Annotated in this window: 24 protein-coding genes; 11 read left to right on the top strand and 13 right to left on the bottom strand. The window is 68.6% G+C overall.

Annotated features, from left to right (window positions below; genetic code table 11):
- The first annotated feature begins 282 nt into the window (after positions 1 to 282).
- The 4 genes from QMK30_RS30535 (at position 283) to QMK30_RS30550 (ending at position 3,347) form a co-directional block, all read left to right on the top strand.
- Complete coding sequence (locus QMK30_RS30535) at positions 283 to 825, top strand: hypothetical protein (RefSeq protein ID WP_283521565.1); 543 nt, start codon at positions 283 to 285, stop codon at positions 823 to 825.
- Between the two features lie 56 nt (positions 826 to 881).
- On the top strand, positions 882 to 1,721 hold the full coding sequence (locus QMK30_RS30540) for a winged helix-turn-helix transcriptional regulator (protein ID WP_283521566.1): 840 nt from the start codon (positions 882 to 884) through the stop codon (positions 1,719 to 1,721).
- A gap of 121 nt (positions 1,722 to 1,842) precedes the next feature.
- Positions 1,843 to 2,787, top strand: coding sequence for an SPDY domain-containing protein (locus tag QMK30_RS30545; protein WP_283521567.1), 945 nt, complete (start codon positions 1,843 to 1,845; stop codon positions 2,785 to 2,787).
- A gap of 71 nt (positions 2,788 to 2,858) precedes the next feature.
- A complete protein-coding gene (locus tag QMK30_RS30550; protein ID WP_283521568.1) occupies positions 2,859 to 3,347 on the top strand; it encodes a hypothetical protein in 489 nt (162 codons plus the stop codon).
- 4 nt (positions 3,348 to 3,351) lie between these two features.
- On the opposite strand, the gene QMK30_RS30555 is transcribed toward QMK30_RS30550, so the two are convergent.
- Entirely contained in the window at positions 3,352 to 3,618 is a 267-nt protein-coding gene (locus QMK30_RS30555) for a hypothetical protein (protein WP_283521569.1), read from the bottom strand.
- 220 nt (positions 3,619 to 3,838) lie between these two features.
- Between QMK30_RS30555 and QMK30_RS30560 the strand changes: the two genes are divergently transcribed.
- The 6 genes from QMK30_RS30560 to QMK30_RS30585 all read left to right on the top strand — a co-directional run bounded on the left by QMK30_RS30560 (position 3,839) and on the right by QMK30_RS30585 (position 5,775).
- Positions 3,839 to 4,186, top strand: a complete 348-nt coding sequence (locus tag QMK30_RS30560) for an SPDY domain-containing protein (protein ID WP_283521570.1) — start codon at positions 3,839 to 3,841, stop codon at positions 4,184 to 4,186.
- Between the two features lie 33 nt (positions 4,187 to 4,219).
- Positions 4,220 to 4,480 (top strand): hypothetical protein, encoded by a 261-nt coding sequence (locus QMK30_RS30565; protein ID WP_283521571.1) that lies wholly within the window; start codon positions 4,220 to 4,222, stop codon positions 4,478 to 4,480.
- Positions 4,481 to 4,532: 52 nt separating this feature from the next.
- On the top strand, positions 4,533 to 4,745 hold the full coding sequence (locus QMK30_RS30570; protein WP_283521572.1) for a hypothetical protein: 213 nt from the start codon (positions 4,533 to 4,535) through the stop codon (positions 4,743 to 4,745).
- A 93-nt stretch (positions 4,746 to 4,838) separates the two neighbouring features.
- Positions 4,839 to 5,168, top strand: coding sequence for an esterase (locus tag QMK30_RS30575; RefSeq protein WP_283521573.1), 330 nt, complete (start codon positions 4,839 to 4,841; stop codon positions 5,166 to 5,168).
- A 104-nt stretch (positions 5,169 to 5,272) separates the two neighbouring features.
- Positions 5,273 to 5,509 (top strand): MarR family transcriptional regulator, encoded by a 237-nt coding sequence (locus QMK30_RS30580; RefSeq protein WP_283521574.1) that lies wholly within the window; start codon positions 5,273 to 5,275, stop codon positions 5,507 to 5,509.
- 95 nt (positions 5,510 to 5,604) lie between these two features.
- Complete coding sequence (locus tag QMK30_RS30585) at positions 5,605 to 5,775, top strand: hypothetical protein (RefSeq protein WP_283521575.1); 171 nt, start codon at positions 5,605 to 5,607, stop codon at positions 5,773 to 5,775.
- Positions 5,776 to 5,845: 70 nt separating this feature from the next.
- Here QMK30_RS30585 and QMK30_RS30590 read toward each other — a convergent pair whose 3' ends face one another.
- The 9 genes from QMK30_RS30590 to QMK30_RS30630 form a co-directional block, all read right to left on the bottom strand.
- Positions 5,846 to 6,250, bottom strand: coding sequence for a hypothetical protein (locus QMK30_RS30590; protein ID WP_283521576.1), 405 nt, complete (start codon positions 6,248 to 6,250; stop codon positions 5,846 to 5,848).
- 107 nt (positions 6,251 to 6,357) lie between these two features.
- A complete protein-coding gene (locus QMK30_RS30595; protein ID WP_283521577.1) occupies positions 6,358 to 8,130 on the bottom strand; it encodes a relaxase/mobilization nuclease domain-containing protein in 1,773 nt (590 codons plus the stop codon).
- Positions 8,130 to 8,597 carry a MobC family plasmid mobilization relaxosome protein gene (locus QMK30_RS30600; protein WP_283521578.1) on the bottom strand — a complete coding sequence of 156 codons (468 nt, stop codon included), beginning with the start codon at positions 8,595 to 8,597 and terminating at the stop codon, positions 8,130 to 8,132. Before QMK30_RS30600 ends, QMK30_RS30595 begins: the two co-directional genes overlap by 1 nt.
- 194 nt (positions 8,598 to 8,791) lie before the next feature.
- Positions 8,792 to 9,016 (bottom strand): hypothetical protein, encoded by a 225-nt coding sequence (locus QMK30_RS30605; RefSeq protein WP_283521579.1) that lies wholly within the window; start codon positions 9,014 to 9,016, stop codon positions 8,792 to 8,794.
- Positions 9,017 to 9,118: 102 nt separating this feature from the next.
- A complete protein-coding gene (locus QMK30_RS30610; protein WP_283521580.1) occupies positions 9,119 to 10,183 on the bottom strand; it encodes a DUF2637 domain-containing protein in 1,065 nt (354 codons plus the stop codon).
- Positions 10,180 to 10,746, bottom strand: coding sequence for a WhiB family transcriptional regulator (locus QMK30_RS30615; RefSeq protein ID WP_283521581.1), 567 nt, complete (start codon positions 10,744 to 10,746; stop codon positions 10,180 to 10,182). The genes QMK30_RS30610 and QMK30_RS30615 overlap by 4 nt, the downstream gene beginning before the upstream one ends.
- Before the next feature lie 117 nt (positions 10,747 to 10,863).
- On the bottom strand, positions 10,864 to 11,568 hold the full coding sequence (locus QMK30_RS30620) for an ATP-binding protein (protein ID WP_283521582.1): 705 nt from the start codon (positions 11,566 to 11,568) through the stop codon (positions 10,864 to 10,866).
- The gene (locus tag QMK30_RS30625; RefSeq protein WP_283521583.1) at positions 11,568 to 12,587 is read right to left on the bottom strand and encodes a hypothetical protein; all 1,020 of its coding nucleotides are present in this window, start codon (positions 12,585 to 12,587) and stop codon (positions 11,568 to 11,570) included. The genes QMK30_RS30620 and QMK30_RS30625 overlap by 1 nt, the downstream gene beginning before the upstream one ends.
- Position 12,588: 1 nt before the next feature.
- Positions 12,589 to 12,915 (bottom strand): transcriptional regulator, encoded by a 327-nt coding sequence (locus QMK30_RS30630; RefSeq protein ID WP_283521584.1) that lies wholly within the window; start codon positions 12,913 to 12,915, stop codon positions 12,589 to 12,591.
- Between the two features lie 589 nt (positions 12,916 to 13,504).
- On the opposite strand from QMK30_RS30630, the gene QMK30_RS30635 reads away from it, so the two are divergent.
- Positions 13,505 to 14,350 (top strand): helix-turn-helix domain-containing protein, encoded by an 846-nt coding sequence (locus QMK30_RS30635; RefSeq protein WP_283521614.1) that lies wholly within the window; start codon positions 13,505 to 13,507, stop codon positions 14,348 to 14,350.
- A 318-nt stretch (positions 14,351 to 14,668) separates the two neighbouring features.
- On the opposite strand, the gene QMK30_RS30640 is transcribed toward QMK30_RS30635, so the two are convergent.
- The 3 genes from QMK30_RS30640 to QMK30_RS30650 all read right to left on the bottom strand — a co-directional run bounded on the left by QMK30_RS30640 (position 14,669) and on the right by QMK30_RS30650 (position 18,895).
- A complete protein-coding gene (locus QMK30_RS30640; protein ID WP_283521585.1) occupies positions 14,669 to 15,295 on the bottom strand; it encodes an HAD-IA family hydrolase in 627 nt (208 codons plus the stop codon).
- A 267-nt stretch (positions 15,296 to 15,562) separates the two neighbouring features.
- A complete protein-coding gene (locus QMK30_RS30645; protein WP_283521586.1) occupies positions 15,563 to 16,798 on the bottom strand; it encodes an MAB_1171c family putative transporter in 1,236 nt (411 codons plus the stop codon).
- A gap of 1,338 nt (positions 16,799 to 18,136) precedes the next feature.
- Positions 18,137 to 18,895 (bottom strand): 3-deoxy-manno-octulosonate cytidylyltransferase, encoded by a 759-nt coding sequence (locus tag QMK30_RS30650; RefSeq protein ID WP_283521587.1) that lies wholly within the window; start codon positions 18,893 to 18,895, stop codon positions 18,137 to 18,139.
- Between the last annotated feature and the right edge of the window lie 19 nt (positions 18,896 to 18,914).

The raw sequence follows: 18,914 nt of genomic DNA on the forward strand, positions 1-18,914 counted from the left end.
AGGTCTGGCCTGAAACCGCCCAGCGGCTGGTCGCCGACGGGCTGCTCGCCCAGAACACCAGCGAGGGGCTGTACCGGCCTGGGCAGCTCCTCTCGCTCACACCGCAGGGTGAGGCGGCCCTGCGGTGTGCCCGTACGGCCACACCGCGCGTATCCGCCGCCCTCAGCCGCAGCGGCACCGCAGGGATCTCCGGCCCCGGCGTCGACCCATCCGCCGCGCCTGCGAAAAGCACGGCCACCAAGCCGCTCCGTTCCCGCTGATCTCCCTTGAAAGGACGCCCCCATGTCTACCGCGATCTACACCCGCCGCCTGGTCGAGCACCGGTACGGCCGCCCGCTGGAGAAGCTGCAGCGCGGCAACGCCTCCAGCCGCTCTGACGACCCTGTCCTGCCCATCCTGCTGCGACGGCTCGACGGACTGGCCCAGAGCGGCGCCGATGCCCGTTCAGCCCGCCGCAACCTCGACGCGGCCTGGCAGCGGCACCGCTCCGGCGAACACGCCCTCGACGATCTCGTGCTGCTGTACGCGACTGAAGTCATCGACCTCGAACGCCAGGAACAGAGCGAGGCGGAAGCGGTCTGGGACCTGCTGGATGTCCGCCTCCTCCTGGACCGCGCTTCTTCTCGGCGGTCCTCGGCTCATCGAGCCGCCCCTTCTCCGGACGATCAGGACCTGCTGGACATCGCCCGCGAGGTCGCCGCCGGCCTGCATCGCCTCAACCGCGAGGCACTGCGCCAGGGCCTTCGAGCCCGCGGGGTCACCGTCAGCAACCGTCGCCTCGGCGCGGTACTCCAGAGGCTCCGCACCGAGAGCACCTCCGGCTGACCGCTCGGTCGCATCACAGATCCACAAACCCCCATTCCCTTAATGGAGTTCGGCCCATGTCCGCCACCCCGCAGTCCTCCGCTGTCTCGATCGGCTCGGTCGATGCCCAGCGTGTCGAGGACGCTCTTTCCCTGATAGCACCGAAGTGGACCACTTGGTCGGCGCAGACCCTGGCGCAACAGGGCAGCCCCATGCGTGTGCGTGATGTCGCCGCCAGGCTTCCCTTCGTCAGCGAGCAGTTCGTCGGCAAGCGGCTGGCCCAGATGCATGCTGATGGACTGGTCACCCGAACCGCCGACCGCCCCGGGGCTCCATATCAGCTCAGTGCCTTCGGCGGATCGCTGTCTCGGGTACACCACGCCCTTTCTGACTGGTCCCAGGCCAACCTGTCGCTCGGCGGCCAGGTAGCCGGTGCCGAACGCGTCGAGGACGCCGTGCGGCGTCTACACCTTCGGCATTCAACCGCCGTGATCCAGGTCCTCGACGCGGGCGGTCCCATGCGGTTCGTCCGCATCGCCGAGGAGGCCGGCCTGGACAACGGCTTCACCCGGCAGCGGCTCAACCGGCTTCAGGTCGACGGCTTGGTTGCCCGTACCGGGCCCCGCCACGGCGACCCGTACGTCCTGACCGACGCGGGGCGGGCCCTGGGCCCCGTCTACGCAGCCGTCGAGCACTGGAGTGGCCCCGTCGCCACTCGGAATCGCTCGGCACCGCCGACCCCTGTCGCGGCGGCCACCCGGACCCACACCGGCGTTCCGCTGGGCTCGGACAACATCCGCACTTCAGCGGCTCTGCGCCGGAGTGCCTCCGCGCCGAGCGCTCTGTTCAGCCACGCGCCGCAGCCGCGGGTGCCCGCAGCCCTCACCGCCCTCTCGACCCCCTCCCGGGGCCGGTGATCCGGATGGCGCTGAGAGCCAGCCACGCCTCCCCGTTGCCACGGCGCCCGCGTGCAGTCGAGCAGCCCGTTCCGCTGCGCACGCGGGCGCGTTCCCCTCCCTCGCCCCCGGAGTCTCGACCATGAACACCCGGCAGCCCTACACCCAAGATCCCTACCAAGAGGTACTGGTCAGCCCCATGTACCTCGCCGGTTCCAACGGGACCGGAGACGCAGGCTTCGCCCCCGTCGCTCACTGGCCCCACCACTACCTCGACGAGGGCCCCTGCCAACTCCTCGTTACCTCGCCCGATCAGAGGATCCGCATCGGCTGGTTCGGCGACGACTTCGAGCTGTGGAAGATCAGCGCATCCCAGGAGGCCGTCTCCGCACCCCGCTGGACGGCCACCTTCAACCACGTCACCCCGGCCGAGATCGTCGCCGGTCTCACCACCGCTCTCGCTCACGACTACGCCGAAGCTGATGCCTACGAGGGCAACGCGCGCTTTCTGGCGAACCCGTCTTATCGCTGGGCCGACGCCGTCCGGCCCCTGACCGATGCCGGCTGGACCCGCGACGGCGGAGCCGAGCTGGGCACCGTCGAGATCATCGCCCCCGACGGACAAGCGGGCGTCCTCATCGACAACCGACGCTCCCGCCGGGACGACGAAGCCGTGGAGCTCTGGGCCGGTCCACCGGGCTGGGGCACTCGCGCGGAGGCGGTCTTCTCCTCCCGGACTCCCTCCCACCTGATCGCCGCAACGGCAGCGGCCATGGCCGATCCAGCCCCGGCGGCACGGGAGCGGCACCAGATCCACCGCGAGGTGGAGCACCTGGTCTCGCTCAGCTCCGTCGGCCCAACCGCCCTCCAGGCTCCCCGGGCTCCCACTCCCCTTGACGTACGCCGCACGGCCGTCACGCAGGCCGTCCACCGTGCCGCACGTTTCCCTCGGACAGCCGCCGACCTGCGAGTCATGGCCGCCCGCAGCCGTACAGCGGCCTCGGCGCAGAACCGGTCGAACAACCCTGCGCCCGCTCTCGGGGCCAGGTCGCCGGCCACCCCGACACCCTCTCGCCATAGCCGATGACTGTCGGCTCCGGTCCCCGCTGGGACAGCACCTCTGCCCGAAGCACCACTCCGAATGCCGGGAGTTCCACCATGCCCGACGCCACCGCGCTCGATCAGGCCACGGCCATGATCGAGAATGCCTGGGGCCGCCCGATTGAAGCTCTGGAATCCCTCGCGGTCCGCCGCCCGAGCGACGACCCGCTCCTGCGCTCGGCCATGCACATCCGCTCGGCCTTGGTCGTCACCGACAACGCCGTAGCTGTTCACCAAGACCGGCTGCACGCCCTCACCCGGTCCGGCCATGTGCCGGCCTTCTACGACCTGGAACGGATAACCGGCTCGGCGGCGGACCTTCGCGTCGCCCATGCGGAGAGCCGTACTTCGCTGCAGGCCATCAGCCACGTGATCGACGCCCGTGAAGCTGCCGCACCCGCCGGCCGGGCCCCGGCAGCCCGGCTGACCCAGGCCGCTGTCGCCCGCTCCGGGCACGCTCCACGCGCCCTGGGCCAGTCGCCCGATCAGCCCGCTCCTCCGGCCGTCGTCGGCCCGTCGGTGGCCGGACTGGGGCCGCACCGCTGATCGGTCAGCTGAGGTCCCCGTCGCGGTGGGCATCCCCGATGCGGGAGCCCACCGCGCGGGCCAGGTCCTCCAACGTCAACTCAATGCGACGCCCATCCGCGATCCGGTCCTCCACCACGGCGTCCTCGTCTCGCCGTCCGTCGGACTGCACACCGACAGCCCACTGGCTGTCGGCGACCATCGCGATGTCGCCCACCGTCCACGGCCGCCCGGCGGCGCGGATCTTGCGCTCCAGCCCGGCCCCGTCCCAGTGTCTGCTCGGCTCCGCCATCCCTGCTCCCCCATCGGTCCCGTGCGGCCCGCTGCCGCAACTCAGATACGACAACCGCATCCACCGATCCATTCCCGGCGTCAGCATCCCCCCACCGACGACCGCCAGTTCGCCCACGGCAGACGCCGCTTCCCGGGAAAGGACTACGTACTTCGGGACACTGCATGTCAATGTACGGGTGTTGGGAAAAACCGCAGGTCAATGAATGGATCGTCCAACCGTGAACACCTCCCCCACCCTCCTGCCCGCCGTCATCCGCCGGGCCGTGGAAGAACGTCGCTGGCTCTCCTCCGACCACTGCGCGGTCCCAGTGCTCGACCTCCTCAACGCCCTCGACCGGACGATCGTCGACACCCCGGAAGCCAACGTCCACGCAACGAGCCCGGACGGCCGCGTCTACGTCGGCTGGCTCCCCGAAGACCCGGCCGCCTGGAAGCGCAACGTCGTCTGGCAGGTCCGGGTGCAGCCCACCGAAAACGACCCGTGGGTGCAGGAGTTCGGCCCCTACACCCCCTCCGAGGCCGTCGCTGGATTCCTCTCCGCGCTCATCGCCACCCCCACCCGCTGACCGCGCTACCGACCCCTGTCTCGGAGGAACCCCGTGGCACACCGCGCCCCGCTCACCAACCACCATGCCGATGGCACTCTCTGCCCGGCGGACCACAAGCACACGAGTTCCGGCAAGCCGCTCCACCCCGACTGCCCCGGCCGCGCGTACACGCAAGCCATCTGCTCGTGCGGCGGCTGGGACATGAAGCAGTCCGGCAAGGGCTACGTCAACGAGAGCCGCAAGCGGCACCTCGCCAGCCACACCCAAGGGCCGAAGGTCCTTCGCGACCTTCTTCGCCTCGACGTGTCCTGACGCTCGACCAACAACCTCGTCGTGCCGTTCCGCACCACTCTCGGAGGATCCCGTGCCCCACTACCTGACCGTCGGCCACCTGCTCCGCCAGCTCCAGGACCTTGACCCCAGCCTGCCGATCCGCCTCGCCATCAACCCGGACTTCCCCTTCACTCACTATCTCGGGGCGGATGTCATCGTCCGGGACGGCACGGCGTTCATCGCCGACGACGGCCAGGAGGACTACCTCCCGGCGACAGTCAGCGACGCCCTCGCCTGGGCCTGACCGGTCCCACCGAGATACCCCCGGAGGCTCCCTATCCCGTCGCGATCCCGCCCTTCGCAGGTCCTTCCCCTGCACAGCCTGGCCGTGCGCCCCATGCCGAGCGCGATGCGCGGCGCGCTGGTCCAGCGCGTCTCCGCACTGCCCGAGGGGCCGCTCGACGTCACCTGGCTCCCCCTCGAAACCCCGAGACTCCCCCTTGGCCGCATTCGCCTTCACTGGGAGCCCGCCTCCCCCGCAGGCTGGGACGTCACCGCCCACCTGGGCCTGGCCACCACCGAGGTGCATCTCGCCTCGTGGCCTGCTGCCCCGGACGACTGGCCGCGCCTGGTCCGCCCTACCCTCCACGAGGTGCTTGGCCTCTGCGCCGCCCTCGCGGTCGCGACCGCCGCCCTCGACCTCTCGAACCGCCTCGCCCAGGTCTGACCGAACCGCAGAAGGCCGCCCCATGCCGATCAGGCAGGGGCGGCCTTGCCGTACGTCCAGCCGCGTGTTGCGTACGCTCATCACCGAGGAACGAGGAGGACACGATGGCCGACGACCAGCAACTCTGGGGGTACCCCGAGGTCGCCGCTCACCTGGGCATCAGCGTTGGGGCTACCCGTAACCGCAAAAGCCGGGGCAGCCTGCCCGCGCCTGACGACACCACCGTGCCGGACCGGCCACGCTGGAGACCCGCCACGTTCCAGGGCTGGAATCCAGTCGGCCGGGGATTCCGTAGCGACCTGCACAGCCCCGCCTCGCACGGGATCACGCCGTCCGGCTGACCGGCGCTCCTGCCCGCCCGTAGGCTGCGGCCATGATGTCCGATTCACCGATGCCCTCCCCACCATTCCCTTCCCCTGACAACGCTGCGCTTCGGGTGGTAGTCGGCAACGCCCTCGCATCAGTCCGCAACGGCGAAGCCTCGGTGGAAGACGCGATCCTTCACGCCGCCGTCCACGGCTGGTACGAGGGGCATATCCAGGGCGAGGACGAGTGCCCCGGCTGCGACTTCCGAGGTGGGCTGCCGAAGAACGGGAACCGCGGCTGACCATCGTGCAACGCCGAGGAGCGCCACCGACGTATCGGTGGCGCTCCTCGGCGTTCGGTATTCCGCTCGCCTAGTCCAGGTAGGTGCCGGCGAAGGCCCCGTCGAAGCCGAGCGCGGTGAGGCCCTGCTCAACGCTGGGGTAGGTCGTTCCGTCCGGGATCGCGATCAGGGCGTCGAAGTCGGCGCGGCTGATCTCGGGTTCGAGCCACTGGTTGCTGCAGCGGCAGCAGAACCAGACGTTTCGGCCGTGGTTGATGAGCAGCCAGTCGCGCCGGGCACGGCACGCCGTGCACATCACCGGGATCCCGCGAAGGGCGAGTGCACGTGGGTGGCTGAGGCAGCGCGTCGCGCCGGGGCCGCTGGGCGGCTGCGTCTCGTACTCGAGTTGCAACAGGGGATCGGTGCCGGCGGGGATGACAGGCACCACGGGTGTCGTCTCTGCGGGGCGGTCGGTGGTTCTGAGCACGAGCGTCATCTCCCGGTCGAGGTGCTTCGGCTTCCATCCGTAACAGCCGGTGGAACTGGTTGTCCAGGGGTTTCTTGAAGGCCGGCGGCCCGGTCAACCGGCCCGCCGGACCGTCGTCAGCGGCGCGGTGGGCGGTTACGCGGGTCAGAGGCGGTGGGGCGAGCTGCTGCCGTGGGCGCCGTCCGGTTGCTGGTGCGATTGGTCGAGGCTTTCGGCTGGCTGGTGCCGGCCTTCGGGCGGCGGGTCGCTTCACCCGGGTGAGCGGGAAGGTGGGCGAGACGACGCAGTCGCCAGACCAGCACATCGTTCACGTCGTCGGCCGTGCCGAGTTCGCGCATGTCGATGGCCTGCTGGAGAAGTGCCTTGGGGTCGTGGCCTGCTTGCTCGGCCTGGGCAAGCGTGGCGGTCAGGGCATCGGTCTTCGTGGAGGAGCTGTCTGCTCGCAGCGTCGCTTCCGGCAGGGCTGCGCGGATGGTGGCCTGGTGGGTTCGGCGTTCGGCTTCGGGCAGGGCGCGACCTTGGTCGTGCAGTGCCTGCATGGGCGTGGCTGCGGCCCGGCGGTAGGCGGCTCGCAGATGTTCGGCTGTCTGTCGGGAGGCGTGGGCCTGTTGGGCGTGGCCACGAGCGGAATGCCAGCGGGCGGCGGCCAACGTGACCAGGACCAGGGTCGAGAGGAGCATGGCGGTGGTGCCCCCGTCCTCGCCACGGCCGAGGGCACTGCCAGCCTGGATGATGCCCCGGGCCGCCGAACGGATCGCCCGGGTGTCGGCACGTTCCGCTCGGACGTGACTGCGGGTGGCACGCTCGAAGGCGCGGGCGGCGGCACCCAGCTCGACGCGGGTGGCGGCCGGGGAGGTCTGTGTCACCGCGTCCAGGAGTTCGCCGATGCCTGCCAGTTGAGCTGCGGCTTCGTCGTCGTCGCTGTCAAGCAGGATGGCGGTGCGCTCGACGATGCTGGTGGCGTTGCGTCGTTCCCGGGCGGGCGGCGACCAGTCCGGTCGGCCGCTGGTGGCCGCCGACTGCGTCGTCTGGTCAGCGGTGCCGTCGACCAGGCGTCGGCGGATCTTGGGGAGCGAGAGGTCAGGGGCCAGCTTGGAGCCGGGGTACCAGATCGGTGTGCCCTCGCGGTTGCGGTCGCCGGGAAGTGCGACGTTGTAGCCGATGGCGTCGCCGGACGGGGCGTTTCGGAGTTTCACGCGGAGGCCGGCCTCGCGGAGCCTGGTGAAGAACTCCTCTTCGGTGGCCGCCCCGGCGAGGGCTTGGCGGACGGCTTCGCGGAGAGTCTCGCGAGGGGCCTCGGGGCGCCCGGTCCGCTCGGCCTTGAAGCGCTCTGCGCTGGTGGGGGACTTGGCTCCGGTGCCGTCGCCGGGCCTGAGCTGGCGCAGGCCCATCTCCGTCTCGATGCGGCGGCATTCGGCCTGGGCCTTCTTGAAGTCGTAGTTCATGCGGGGGCGGCGCAGGTCGCCTCGGACCATGGTGGCAAGGATGTGGATGTGGTCATCCGCGTGCCGTACGGCGACCCATCGGCAGCCGTCCGGGTCGCGTTCGGGGGCGAGGTTGACGGCATGGACCAGGCGGCGGGCGACGGTGTTCCATTCGGCGTCGGTCAGATTGCGGTCGCCTGGGTCGGTACGGACCGAGCAGTGCCAGACGTGCTGGGCCGGTGCCGTGGTGCCGGCCTGCTTCACCCGCAGGTCCAGTGCGGCGGAGAGGCGGGCGAGGGTGACCTTGGGGTCGGGGTCGGGGCTGGTGTCCCGACCGGGGTCGGGGGCGAAGCCGTCCCAGCTCCCGACGAGGTGGGCGTCGGTGTGTTCGTCGCGTTTGCCAGGGCCGTACAGGTAGACGAGGAGGCCGTGGGTGCGTGAGCCGCGCCGGATCTTGGGGACCATCAGAATCGCTTCTTTACCAGGGTGTCGGCCGCGTCGTCGATGCGGTCCAGGAGCCGGGTCAGGGCGGTGAGGGCGTGGTCGAGTTCGCCGGGCCTGGGCTGTCCTCCGGCGTTGTGGATGTAGGCGATCTGGTTGATGTTGTTGCCGATCCGGGCCAGGGCGGTGCGCAGGGCGGCCAGCTCGTCGATGGCGGTGTCGAGTTGTTCGTTGGTGTGCAGAGTGGTGGAACCGCGGGCGGCGGCGAGGCCGGCTGCGGCGAGGAATCGCGCGACGGTGACGCTGCGCTGCGCGGCGGCTTCGGCGATCTCGGCTTTCTCTGTGTCGGAGAGGCGGGTGGTCGTCTTGCGGGTGCGCTCGGTCGGGTCGCGGGTGCGGCGGCGCGGCGTGCGGTCGGGGAAGGGCGACGGGCTCGGGTGGGGCTGCTCGCTGTCGCTGCGGCGGTCTGCTTCTCCCCCCGCGTCCGGCACCCCCTGGTGTCGAGCGTCTGGCTGGTCCCCGTGCGCCCTCGCTCGGGGACCAGCCAGGCTTCCCCCGCCCTCTGGGGCGGGGGCAAGTGCGTACGACGGGCCGTAGGACCGTCGTACGCGACAACTTGCTCCGCCAGGAGCCGTCGTGGGGTCACCCTGCTGTCCGGCCGTAGTGACGACCGGGTCGTTGGCGGTCACCGGCTCGTCTCCGGATTCTCCTGGCGGAGTTCGCGGACGAGTTCCTCGATCCAGTCCATGGCCAGGACCGGGTGGTGGAGGGTCCAGGGGCGGCTTTCCCGGGCTCGTTGCACGGTCCAGGTGGTGTCGGGGCCGGATTGGGCCCGGTGCAGGTGGCCGCGCTCGTGCAGGACGGTCAGCCAGGAGTTGACCTCGGTGGGTGTGGCCGGGTGGGTACGCATGGGGTGCTCTCCGCTTCGCTTCGGAAGGATGTGGGGCGCGCGTCCGGGGGCGGGTGACCGGCCGTGATGTCCGGCTCGGTCACCCGCCTCGTACTGTCCTGTTCAGTTCCGGCCGGAGGTGACCGGCTGTCCGTGCTGGGCGCGGAGCTGGGCCATCAAGGCGGTCAGGGTGTCGCTGGACAGCGGTATCTGCTGACCTCGGATCGCCTGGGCGACCACCTTGCGGGTCAGCTTGTCCTCGGCCCTGACCGCTGACCGGGCGATCTTCAGCAGTTCCTCGGTGTCCGGGTCACTCCGCCGGTCACTGGCCGTCCGGGTGTCCCGGTCAGTGACCGGCGACGGAGTGACCGGCCGGTCGGTGTCCGGCGCGTGGCTGTCCTGGTTGCCGGTGACCGGCTCTGAGCCGACCGCGCGGTCACTGACGGGCGGCGCGGTGTCCGGCTGTCCGGGCAGGTCAGGGGCATCGTCCGGCTGTTCGCGGTCACCGGTGACCGGGCTGCCGTCCGTCGGGGCGTTGTCCCCGGTCAGTGACCGAGGAGTCGGGGCCTGCTTGTTCAGGGACGGTCGGGGCCGGTCGGTCAGGGCAGTGACCGGCGGCCCGGCGCTGACCTGACCGGCCTGCGGCTGCTGCTGACCGACCCGGTCAGTCCGGGTGACCGCGATGCCCTCGGGCCGGTCAGACTGACCGAGGTGACCGGCCTGACCGGGGTCCTCCCGGTCACTGCCCTTGACCGGGCCCCGGGCGATCAGGATGTAGAGGTGGACCGCTCCAGCCAGCGCGAGGGGGGCGATGGTGGACAGTACGGCGACCACCGTGTCCCCGAGTCGGAGGCCCGTGCCGGCGACCGATTCGTCGTTGAGCCGGACCGCGTGGAGGGCGTTGGCCCAGATGCTGGCGGCGGTGGCCGTGCCGAAGAGGGCCCAGACGTAGAGGCGGGCGCGCAGAGGCGCGTCGCGCAGGACCAGGAGCGCCCGGATGCCGTAGGCGATGAAGCCGTCGATCACCAGGGGGAAGAGGTAGGTCAGGAAACCGCGGACGTGGATGGCGACGGCCATCTGCTGGAGGGCGTCGTACGACAGGGCGCACCCCGCGCCGCCCAGGGCGATGACGACCGCTCGGTCCCAGCCGGTGATGTGCGCCGTCTTCGGCGCGCTCGGGGTGCTCACGCCGCCGTCCCGAAGTCGTCGCGGCCCAGGCGCTCGCCGTGGGTCTCGGGGGGCGGGGTGGTCTTCGTGGTCTGCTCCAGGTCTCGGTTGCGCAGGGCCCGGCGGGTCTCGCGGTACAGCTTCTGGGCGTGCTCCTCGGTGATCTTCAGGAGCCAGGCCAGGCGCTGCTCGGTCACCCCGTGGCGGTAGGCGGCGTGGACGACCGCACGGCGCTCGGCCTTGGTGAGGTGGACGTCCCGCCCGGCGATGGTGGCGTTGACGCGGCTGTAGTCGAGGCGGTTGGCGAGCTTCTCGTGCAGCGGTCCGCGCTCCTCCTCGGTCAGTCCGCCCCGGATGCCGTCGGTGTCGCCGCTTTCCAGGGCGGCGTCCAGGCAGGTGCGGCGGACCGGGCACTGGCCGCACAGCGACTTCGCGGCGGTGATCTTGTCGGTCTCGTCGGGCTCCGGGAAGAAGATTTCGGGGTCCACCGGGTTGTACTCGGTGCTCTGGCAGACGGCCTGGTCCTGCCAGGTCTGGTCGCCGAGCGACCGGTGGCGGGCAGGGCTGATCGTCGTGGGGGTCATGCCGGTTGCTCCGATCGCTCTCCGCGCGCAGGGGCGTCGGCGGGGAGGTGCGCTGGGTCGGGAGGTGCATGGGGCGGCGCGCCGAGGGCGCGGCCCGGCGTGGCGGCCTGCGGCGGGTCAGGCTGCGGCGCGGTGGCGTCTGCGGTCGACCGGCTCGAACTCGACGCGCGTGGTCATCTGCGCGAGGCGGGAGGCGACGCGGTCGCCGAGGTAGGCCCGGAGGTCTTTGATCGCCAGGTTGGTGGTGATCAAGGTCGGAAGTTCGTAGTTGTACCGGCGGTTGATGAGCCGGTACGTCACTTCCTCGACCCACTCGCTGGCCTTGGCCGCGCCGAGGTCATCGATGATCAGCAGCGGGCAGCGACTGACGGCCGCCAGCTCCCGCTCGCTGTCGACCCCGGGCCGGGGCCGCAGGTCGGCGTACAGGTCGGCGGCGGTGGTCGCGCGCCAGCGCACGCCGACTCCGCTCTGCACAAGTCGCCGGACTGCCCCGTACGCCTGGTGCGTCTTGCCCGCGCCGACCACCCCGGCCATCAGCAGGCTGGGGCCGGTGGCGACCTGTCGCCGGGCTCCCCTGCTGGGGGCGACGGCCGCCTCGGCGACGTCACGTGCCCAGGCCAGGACCTGGGGGTGGTCCGCGACGGCGGCCTGGTAGCGCGGGGGCATTCCAGCCGTCAGGGCGTCCAGCGGGGAGAAGGGCTCGGGCTCGTCGACCAGTTCGGCGGCAGCCGGGTCAATGTTGCGGGCGGCCAGGATCCGGGCCATCCGGTCCAGGGTGCCCTCGCTGCCGAGGGTCTGCGGTTCGCGGGTACGGGTGCGCATCACAGCTCCTCGGCGTAGGCGGCAGCAGCGTTGGCCGGGTTGGTCCACGCCTGGTGAGCGGGCACGTTAGGCCGGATTCCCGGCCGCGCCAAACCGCCGGAGCGTGCGTTCATGGCCTCGTTGACCATGCTGGTCAGCACGCTCGGGTGCCGGGGGTTTGCCACGAAGTTCTGCAGCCCGGCCCGGACGTGCTCCGGGGCGATGCCCTCGCCGAGGAGCTTCTTGATGATCCGCCCGAGGTGCCCGATCACGTCGCTGGGCGGACGCTCGTCGCAGGCGGCGATGTACTCGCCGACGAGCTGATTGGGCGAGACGGAGGCTGCGGGCGCTGTGCGCCCCGTAGGGATAGAAGATCCAGGATCCAAGATCCTAGATCCAGGCGCCGAGCCCTCTCCGAGGCTTCGGGGAGTGTTCGGGGAGTCCTCGGGGAATGCGTCCTGACCTGCGCTTTTCTGGTCTGCGCGGCTAGGGGTGCCAGTCATGCCCTCGAAGGCGTCCTGCTGGACGCTGGGAGCCTGATCGGCGTGGCCGCGAGGTGTCGTGGCGGGCTGCGCGGGCAGATCGAGGGCTCGGGGAACGTTCGCCGAAGCCTCTCCGAGGTTACGGGGAGGGGCGGGCGGCTCCTCGGCCCGCTTGGTACAGATCCCCTTGCACGGCCCGCACCCGTCGGCACCGTGGTGCTGCGGGCAGGAAGGCAGGCGGGACTGGCTTCGCTTGTCGATCTTCTGGTGCTCGGACCACGTCACGATGTGGAGGTAGCGGCGGCCGTCGCAGCCGGTGTACCGGCAGATCAGGCCAGCGGTCGCGAGCTGGTGGAGGTCGTCCTCGACGTGCACCGAGGTGTGCTCGGCGCGCAGGGGCCAGAGCAGCCCGGCGATGATCGCGGCATTGTCGCGGTGGCGACCGTGGTCGTCGGCCTGGGTGAACAGGCCGAAAAAGGTTCGCTCCGCCTCGACGCTCACCTCGGCGAGGGACTCGGAGAAGAACGCCTCCGGCTTGATAGTTCGTATCCGCGCCATGTCAGCGGCCCCGACCGGCGGCGACCAGGTCGCTGCGGGTGAGGGTCGCCTCGGCGAGGTCGAAGGTGTGCGGCCGAGTCCAGTCCGCCTCCGGCCAGACTCGCAGGATCCAACGGGCTGCGACCCTGGCGGTCGTCCGCCCCAGCTCCAGGGTCTTCCCGGCCGCGTCCTTGACGATGGCGTGCGGGTGGGGCCACGCCTCTTTCGGGTCGTTGAGGCTGACCCGGACAGTGGCCGCGCCCGGGATCATGTCGGCGAGCTGGGCGGCAAGGCGGCGCTGGCGGTCGGTGTCCGGGCAGGCAGGGGTTCCGCTCGGCATGGCGAGCATGCGATACTCCGTTGTTCGTAGGACTGCGGTGCGGCGGTTTTCGTGCAAGAAGCCCCGCCGCCCGCGTGATGTGAATTGGCGCCCCTCGGGGTGCCGGCCCGGCGCTTGGGAGCTGGTAACTCCCGGGCGCCGGTTTGCTTTGCTGCGCTACGTCACGGACCGTGCGCTCCCATTCGCACCCCCACCTCCTCCCTGCCTTCCACCTGCTCGTTCCACCCCTCCCCGGGGTGCTGCCCGGCGGGGGACGACGAACATACGTAGACACCCGCGGACAAGTCCATCCCTGTCCCTAACGCGTCGCACAAGGCCGGCGACGGTCGGTATCGGGAAAGATGCTCCCGCGATCGGTCGACAACGACTGAGTACCGAATGCGACGGGGCGTTGCGTGAGTCAACGGCAACGCAACATGCATAGAGGTCCTCCAGGGGCTGGCACACTGGAGGTCGGGGCCCGATCAACAGGTGCGATACAGGAACGTACGTTAGTTGTGCGGATGTATCAAGCCTGGATTACAGTTGTCCCTGACGCTGCCCCGACCGCCACGCCGCAGGAGTTCATGTGCCCCCACGTCAGTTCGACGGCAGTCGCGTGCGTACTGTCCGACGGGGCAAGGACCTTGGCCAGAAGGAGTTGGCCACCGAGGTAGGTGTCAGCGGCCCCACTGTCGCGCGGTGGGAGAGCGGCCAGGACTTCCCCAAGGGCGAGAAGCTCCCAGCGATTGCAGCGGCGCTCAGTCAGCAGCTCGATAGCCTCTTCCCCCACGACGGCCCGCCGGACCTGCAGCTCCTGCGGTGCGACGCCGGCCTCAGCGTGGCGCAGGCCGCTGCGATCATCGGTACGAGCCGAGCGCCAGTGAGCAACGCCGAATCCGGTCGGCGCAGACTCAGCGATGCTTACGTGCAGCCGCTCGCGGATGCGTACGGGGTGACCGAAGCGGAATTGTTGGCTGCCCAGGACTGCTCGTTCGGCCTTCGCCCCAGATCCTCACGCGATGACCAGGAATCCGCACCCCGCACTATCGGGGAAAAGATCAACTATCTCCTGCAGCACGGATACGCGCGCCAGGAAGCGCCCTCTGACGAGGAAATCGCGAGGGTCGTCAATGACCACGCGGGTGTGGCAGCAGTCACAACCGACGACATCGTCGCCCTTCGCGCGGGTGCTGCCTCCGAGGCTTCGGACGTAGTGCGTGCCGGCCTAGCGGAGGCGCTCCAGGTCGACGCCGCCCTCTTCCAGGATGATGCCGAGCTCAACCCTGCGGCCCGCGAACTCCTGGAGGCGATCCGCTTCCTCGGCTCGATTCACCGAGGACAGATCCTCGGTCTGGCTGCCCGCGGCAACAGCGGGGGCCTGTCGGCCGAGATGTTGGCCAGCATCAACGACCTCGTCGGGCAACTGAAACACAAGCTGCCAGAAGTGCCGGACGGGGAGTGACACCCTCCGGCAAGTGGTCCTTGGATCTTTGAGGCGCCGACTCCCGCTCTGCAAGATTCGCCATCTGACGCCGATCGTCGTCCGCGCGCAGAGGGACTGATCGATCGTGCCGCTCTTGGGGCTCTGAACCGGCCGAACCCCGCGCCCCGGCCGGGCCGACGCCCCGTAGCAGGCTGGCGCCAAGAACAGCGAAGGGTCTATGGCGCTGCCCCAGTACGGGGCAGCGCCATAGACCCTTCGCTGTTCTTGGCCTCGGAGCTTCCAGGCCGAAGGCGGACGTTCACTCGCCCCCGGTCGGACAACCCCGCACCCGCCGGGCTAGGACGCGATGAGGTCCACGCCGAGCAGTTCGGAGAGAGTGGCCACCGTCTGCTTCGGGTCCTGGTTGTGTACCCCCGCGAGGCCCAGCTGCTCTGCTGCCTGAACGTACGCTTCGGTGTCGTCGACGAAGATGCACTGCTCGGCCGGCAGATCCATGAGCTTGAGCGTGATTTCGAAAAGGCCCAGGTCAGGCTTGCGCATCAGGTGCTGCTCGGAGATCACCACGACGTCGTACAGCCGCTCAAGCTCGAAGCCGTCGTACAGGTCCCACGGAGCCAGCCCCACGCTGTTCGACAGGATGCCCACCTTGATCCCGGCTCGCCTCGCCGCCGCAGCCGCGTTGATCAGCAGCGGCTCAGGGCGAAGGTCACCGAAGATGCGACCCATCAGGCCGTCGGGGGACACGCCCAGCATCTTGCCCGCGAAGTCGTTCCACTCAGTCTGCGAAACCGCTCCGCGCTCAAGGTCGCTGGTGATCCGGACGCCTTCGTCGTCCTTGTACAGGGCCGTGAGGCAGGCGCCCTGCGGAAGACCCTCGCCCTGCTCGAAGGCGAGCACAGCAGGCAGCAGGGGGGTGGTGAGCACGCCTCCGAAATCGAGGATGAGGCCGGTGCGGTTGGACATGCGGGAACTCCATTGCTGAGATTTCGGACGCCCATCCGGACCGGACAGCGTCACGGACTCGGCTGCAGATGGTGACGACAGCACCGTGCGCCCTAGGGCCGTATTCCATTCATCACTTACTGGGCAGAGCAGGGCTTATCAGTCCGCTCAACCCACGGTACCAGCCCACTTCGTGCAATCGATGGTGCCGAATGTCACTCGCAAGCCCGCCACTCAAGATCAATATGTCGATTGCCCTCGAGTGCCGGGCAGGCGGTCTATTGCAAGCTATTGATCCACTTCGGATTCCACTCTCGCCGAGTGTATGAGAAGACCCTGCGCTTGATCCGCCGTTATGCGCGAGTAAGCAGTGCTAACTCGTACTAGCCACGCCGCTTCGCTATCGGTGTCAACAAACGGCTTATCTCTCATGGGTGCAGCGGCATGTGGACGGACTGGTGCGGTGTCAGCGGCCAGGAGTGCCGCCTTAATCCAATACGCTTCTGCAGCCGGCTCAGGGTCGGCGTGCGAGGCGGTAATGTCCTCCGCGGCGAACATCAGGTTTCGTGGAGCATAATGGCGCAGCTTCTCGCAAGCGTCAGCAATATCCTGAGTCCATCGGTCTAGACGGACATCGATGGGGACGCGTATATGCATGAGTTCCGCAATCCGCCGTCCAGCCGGGTAAAGGCTCGTCCCGGGAAAAGCCTGCACCAGGTCGAACCAGAGCGGGTAAGTCCTGTAGAGGGTTTGCCATGTCTTCCACCGGGCCACTGCAGCACGGGTGGTGGGAATACTCGCCCCTGCGGCAACAATCAGGAAGAGCAGGTCCATCCATATCGATGTGACATCCACGAGGAACTGAACTGTGGAGGAGCTTAGGGGGAAAGCCACCGCAACCCAGAGGATGGCGATACGGGCGACCGTATGGAGCAGTCCCATCCACATCGAAATTCCCATCAACCTCAGCCCGACACGCATGCTTGTGCTCTCGGCCTGTCGCGCCGCCCTCGTCCACTGGTAGCCGCAAACTGCGGTCGTGATAAGCGGGAAGAAGTAGAAAACGGTCATGTAGACCGCAACTCCCCACTCTCCCGCATGGTCGATGAGGAAATTTTCGCTCGGCCTGTCGCGATCCACCACGGTGAAGAACAGAACCGTGAGTAGAACTACGCCTATTGCCCCTGCCTTATATGATGCGCGAGCAATCCAGCGGGAGACCGCGACGTGCCGAGGCACGACCGCCTCCGTGCTCTTTCCGTAGCTGGTGGCGACGTAAGTCAGGGCTGCCATGATCGCTGCGGTACTGGCAAAGTGCCTGAGTAGGGCGCTCAGGTCGACCACGGGAATGCGATCTACGGCATCCATTACTGCCGGCGTGTAGAGACACAGGGCTACGGCAAATCCGGCATAGCCGCCCCAGAGAGCCCTGCGGTGAGAGTCACCATACCGAACTGCAGGAAATCGCCAGATGGCGACAATGGCCATGACTGCCGCAGTCAGGTATTGAAAGTATTCGAACACGGAACCAGTGAATCTCTACGCAGGCTGCATTTTGTCGACCCGCAAGGTCGGTTGAGTGCAGACTTAGCTGTCGGTAAGGGGACTACGGGGCGCAGCGAAGGGCACAAGGGCGGTAATTTTGCCTACGTGCTCGCCTAGCGCTCGCGCCTATGCCCGACGCCGGGGAGGAGCAACAGGGTGAGCAAGAGAATTCTCTAGAAGGCTTACCATGTCATCTCCTGTGATCGACTGGCGGCGCGCCAATCGCTTTATCAACGAGGCCGACAGTTCGGCTTGCTTTTCCTCGGGGCTATCGAAATCGACTCGCCCTTGGACCAGAGTCGACGGAAAACGCCTAAGGACTTCCTGGCGAATACGTTCAGGGACGTATCGCTCGATCTCGGCAGCCGTTAGGCAAGTTCCGTGGTCCAGCCACTCGTGTACGAGCTCATGGAGAATGATGTGCTCGGTTTGATTTCGACTTGAACGGCGACGATAGAGAATGATCGTAAACTCCGGCGCTTTGACCCGAAGCCCGCACGCTGCGCCCAGACCTCCGCCGGAGTCGTCCAATGGCACTAGTCGAATCTGGCGACCCAACAGGACTTCCAGATTCCGCACCAGAGCCTCAACACTGAAAGGGGTGGGGATAGGGAGGCCCACGAGCAGTCTCTCGCATTCCTTCACAAAGGCGCGCTGTGAAGGGCCTCGACGCCAACGCATAGTCGCTCCCTAGAAATTCCACCGATATTCGGCGCCAGCTCAATCCCGACACTCGTACGAGGCGCTGATAGCCAGGAGCTTGCGCTTTGGGTGTGTGGTGGTTGACCAGCACACCTGTCTGCGCCTCACCCTACAAGGAGGCAACCGTGATCCACATGAGAGGGGCGTGTAGCGAAGGTCACCCAAGTGCGATAGACCACAAACTGGATACCAAGATCGAAATTGCGCGACGGCCTTTAATTGATCTTTGAATGCCTCTGGATTGAGGCCGGGCACCCTGCCTTGTCAGGTCCATTTCGCTCACTGTCTTGTCAGGTCCATTTCTGTCGCGGGCGCACCTCTAAGGACGAAAGAGAGCCTCAGCGAACACCGCTTTCGTTCTTCAAATCCCGCACCCGTGCGCGCCGTACGCACCTCCGGCGGCGTCCATTTACCGCGTCAAGTAGAACGTCGTGTTGGCAGGGCTGCAGGTGGTCCGGATCTCGGCACGGACGGCGATGGGGGCAGGGCGCTGCCCAGCAGCCCGAACCGCTAGCACGGGGAGGGCCCCGATCGGCGTGACCGGGACTCGCCATGATGTTGGGTCAGGAGCCGTCGGACCGCCCTGGCCCACCACGCGTGAGCGGGCCGTCCGGCCTACGGGACGAGGAGGCTCTCGGCTCGCGCGAGATCCTCTGGGGTGTCCACTGGTACGCCTTCGTCAAGGACGGGAATCATCCTTACGGCGTGGCCGTGTTCGACGAAGCGCAGCATCTCCACTCCCTCGGCGCGCTCCAGGGGGCCCTGCTGGAGCTGTCGGAAGCACTGGAGAGCTGGGCCGGTGAAGCCGTAGAGGCCCAGTTGGCGGAGGTACTTCGGTCGGTCGCCCTTCGGGTAGGGGATGGGCTGGCGCGAGAACATCAGGGCCTCGCCCTGGGACGCGATGACGACCTTGACGACGTTGTGGTCCAGGACGGCGCCGACGTCGAGCAGCTCGGTGTAGGCGTTCACGGCGAGCGCGCCCGGCGGCAGATGCTCCAGGGCCTCGGAGATGGCGTCGATGGCGGTCGGCGAGATGAACGGCTCGTCGCCCTGGACGTTGATGTACGCCTCGGCTTCCAGGCGCTCGGCGACCTCCGCGACGCGATCGGTGCCGGTGAGGTGCTCTCCGGTGCGGATGTACTCGATGCCCAGTTGGCGGCACGCCGCTTCGATGCGTTCGTCGTCGGTCGCCACGACGGCTCCGTCGAGACGTTTGGCTTCCAGGCAGCGCTGGTGGACGTGCCAGAGCAGCGGCTTGTCGCCGAGGAGGGCCAGAGGTTTGCCGGGGAAGCGCGATGCGCCCCAGCGGCAGGGTATGACGGCGATGTGCCGGCGCGGTGTGGGGCTGGTCGGTTGGACTGTGGTGGCGGCCACGGCGTCCTCCTGGTGGTCG

The organism is Streptomyces sp. H27-C3 (genome assembly GCF_030063415.1).
In the GTDB taxonomy this organism is placed as follows: Bacteria; Actinomycetota; Actinomycetes; order Streptomycetales; family Streptomycetaceae; genus Streptomyces.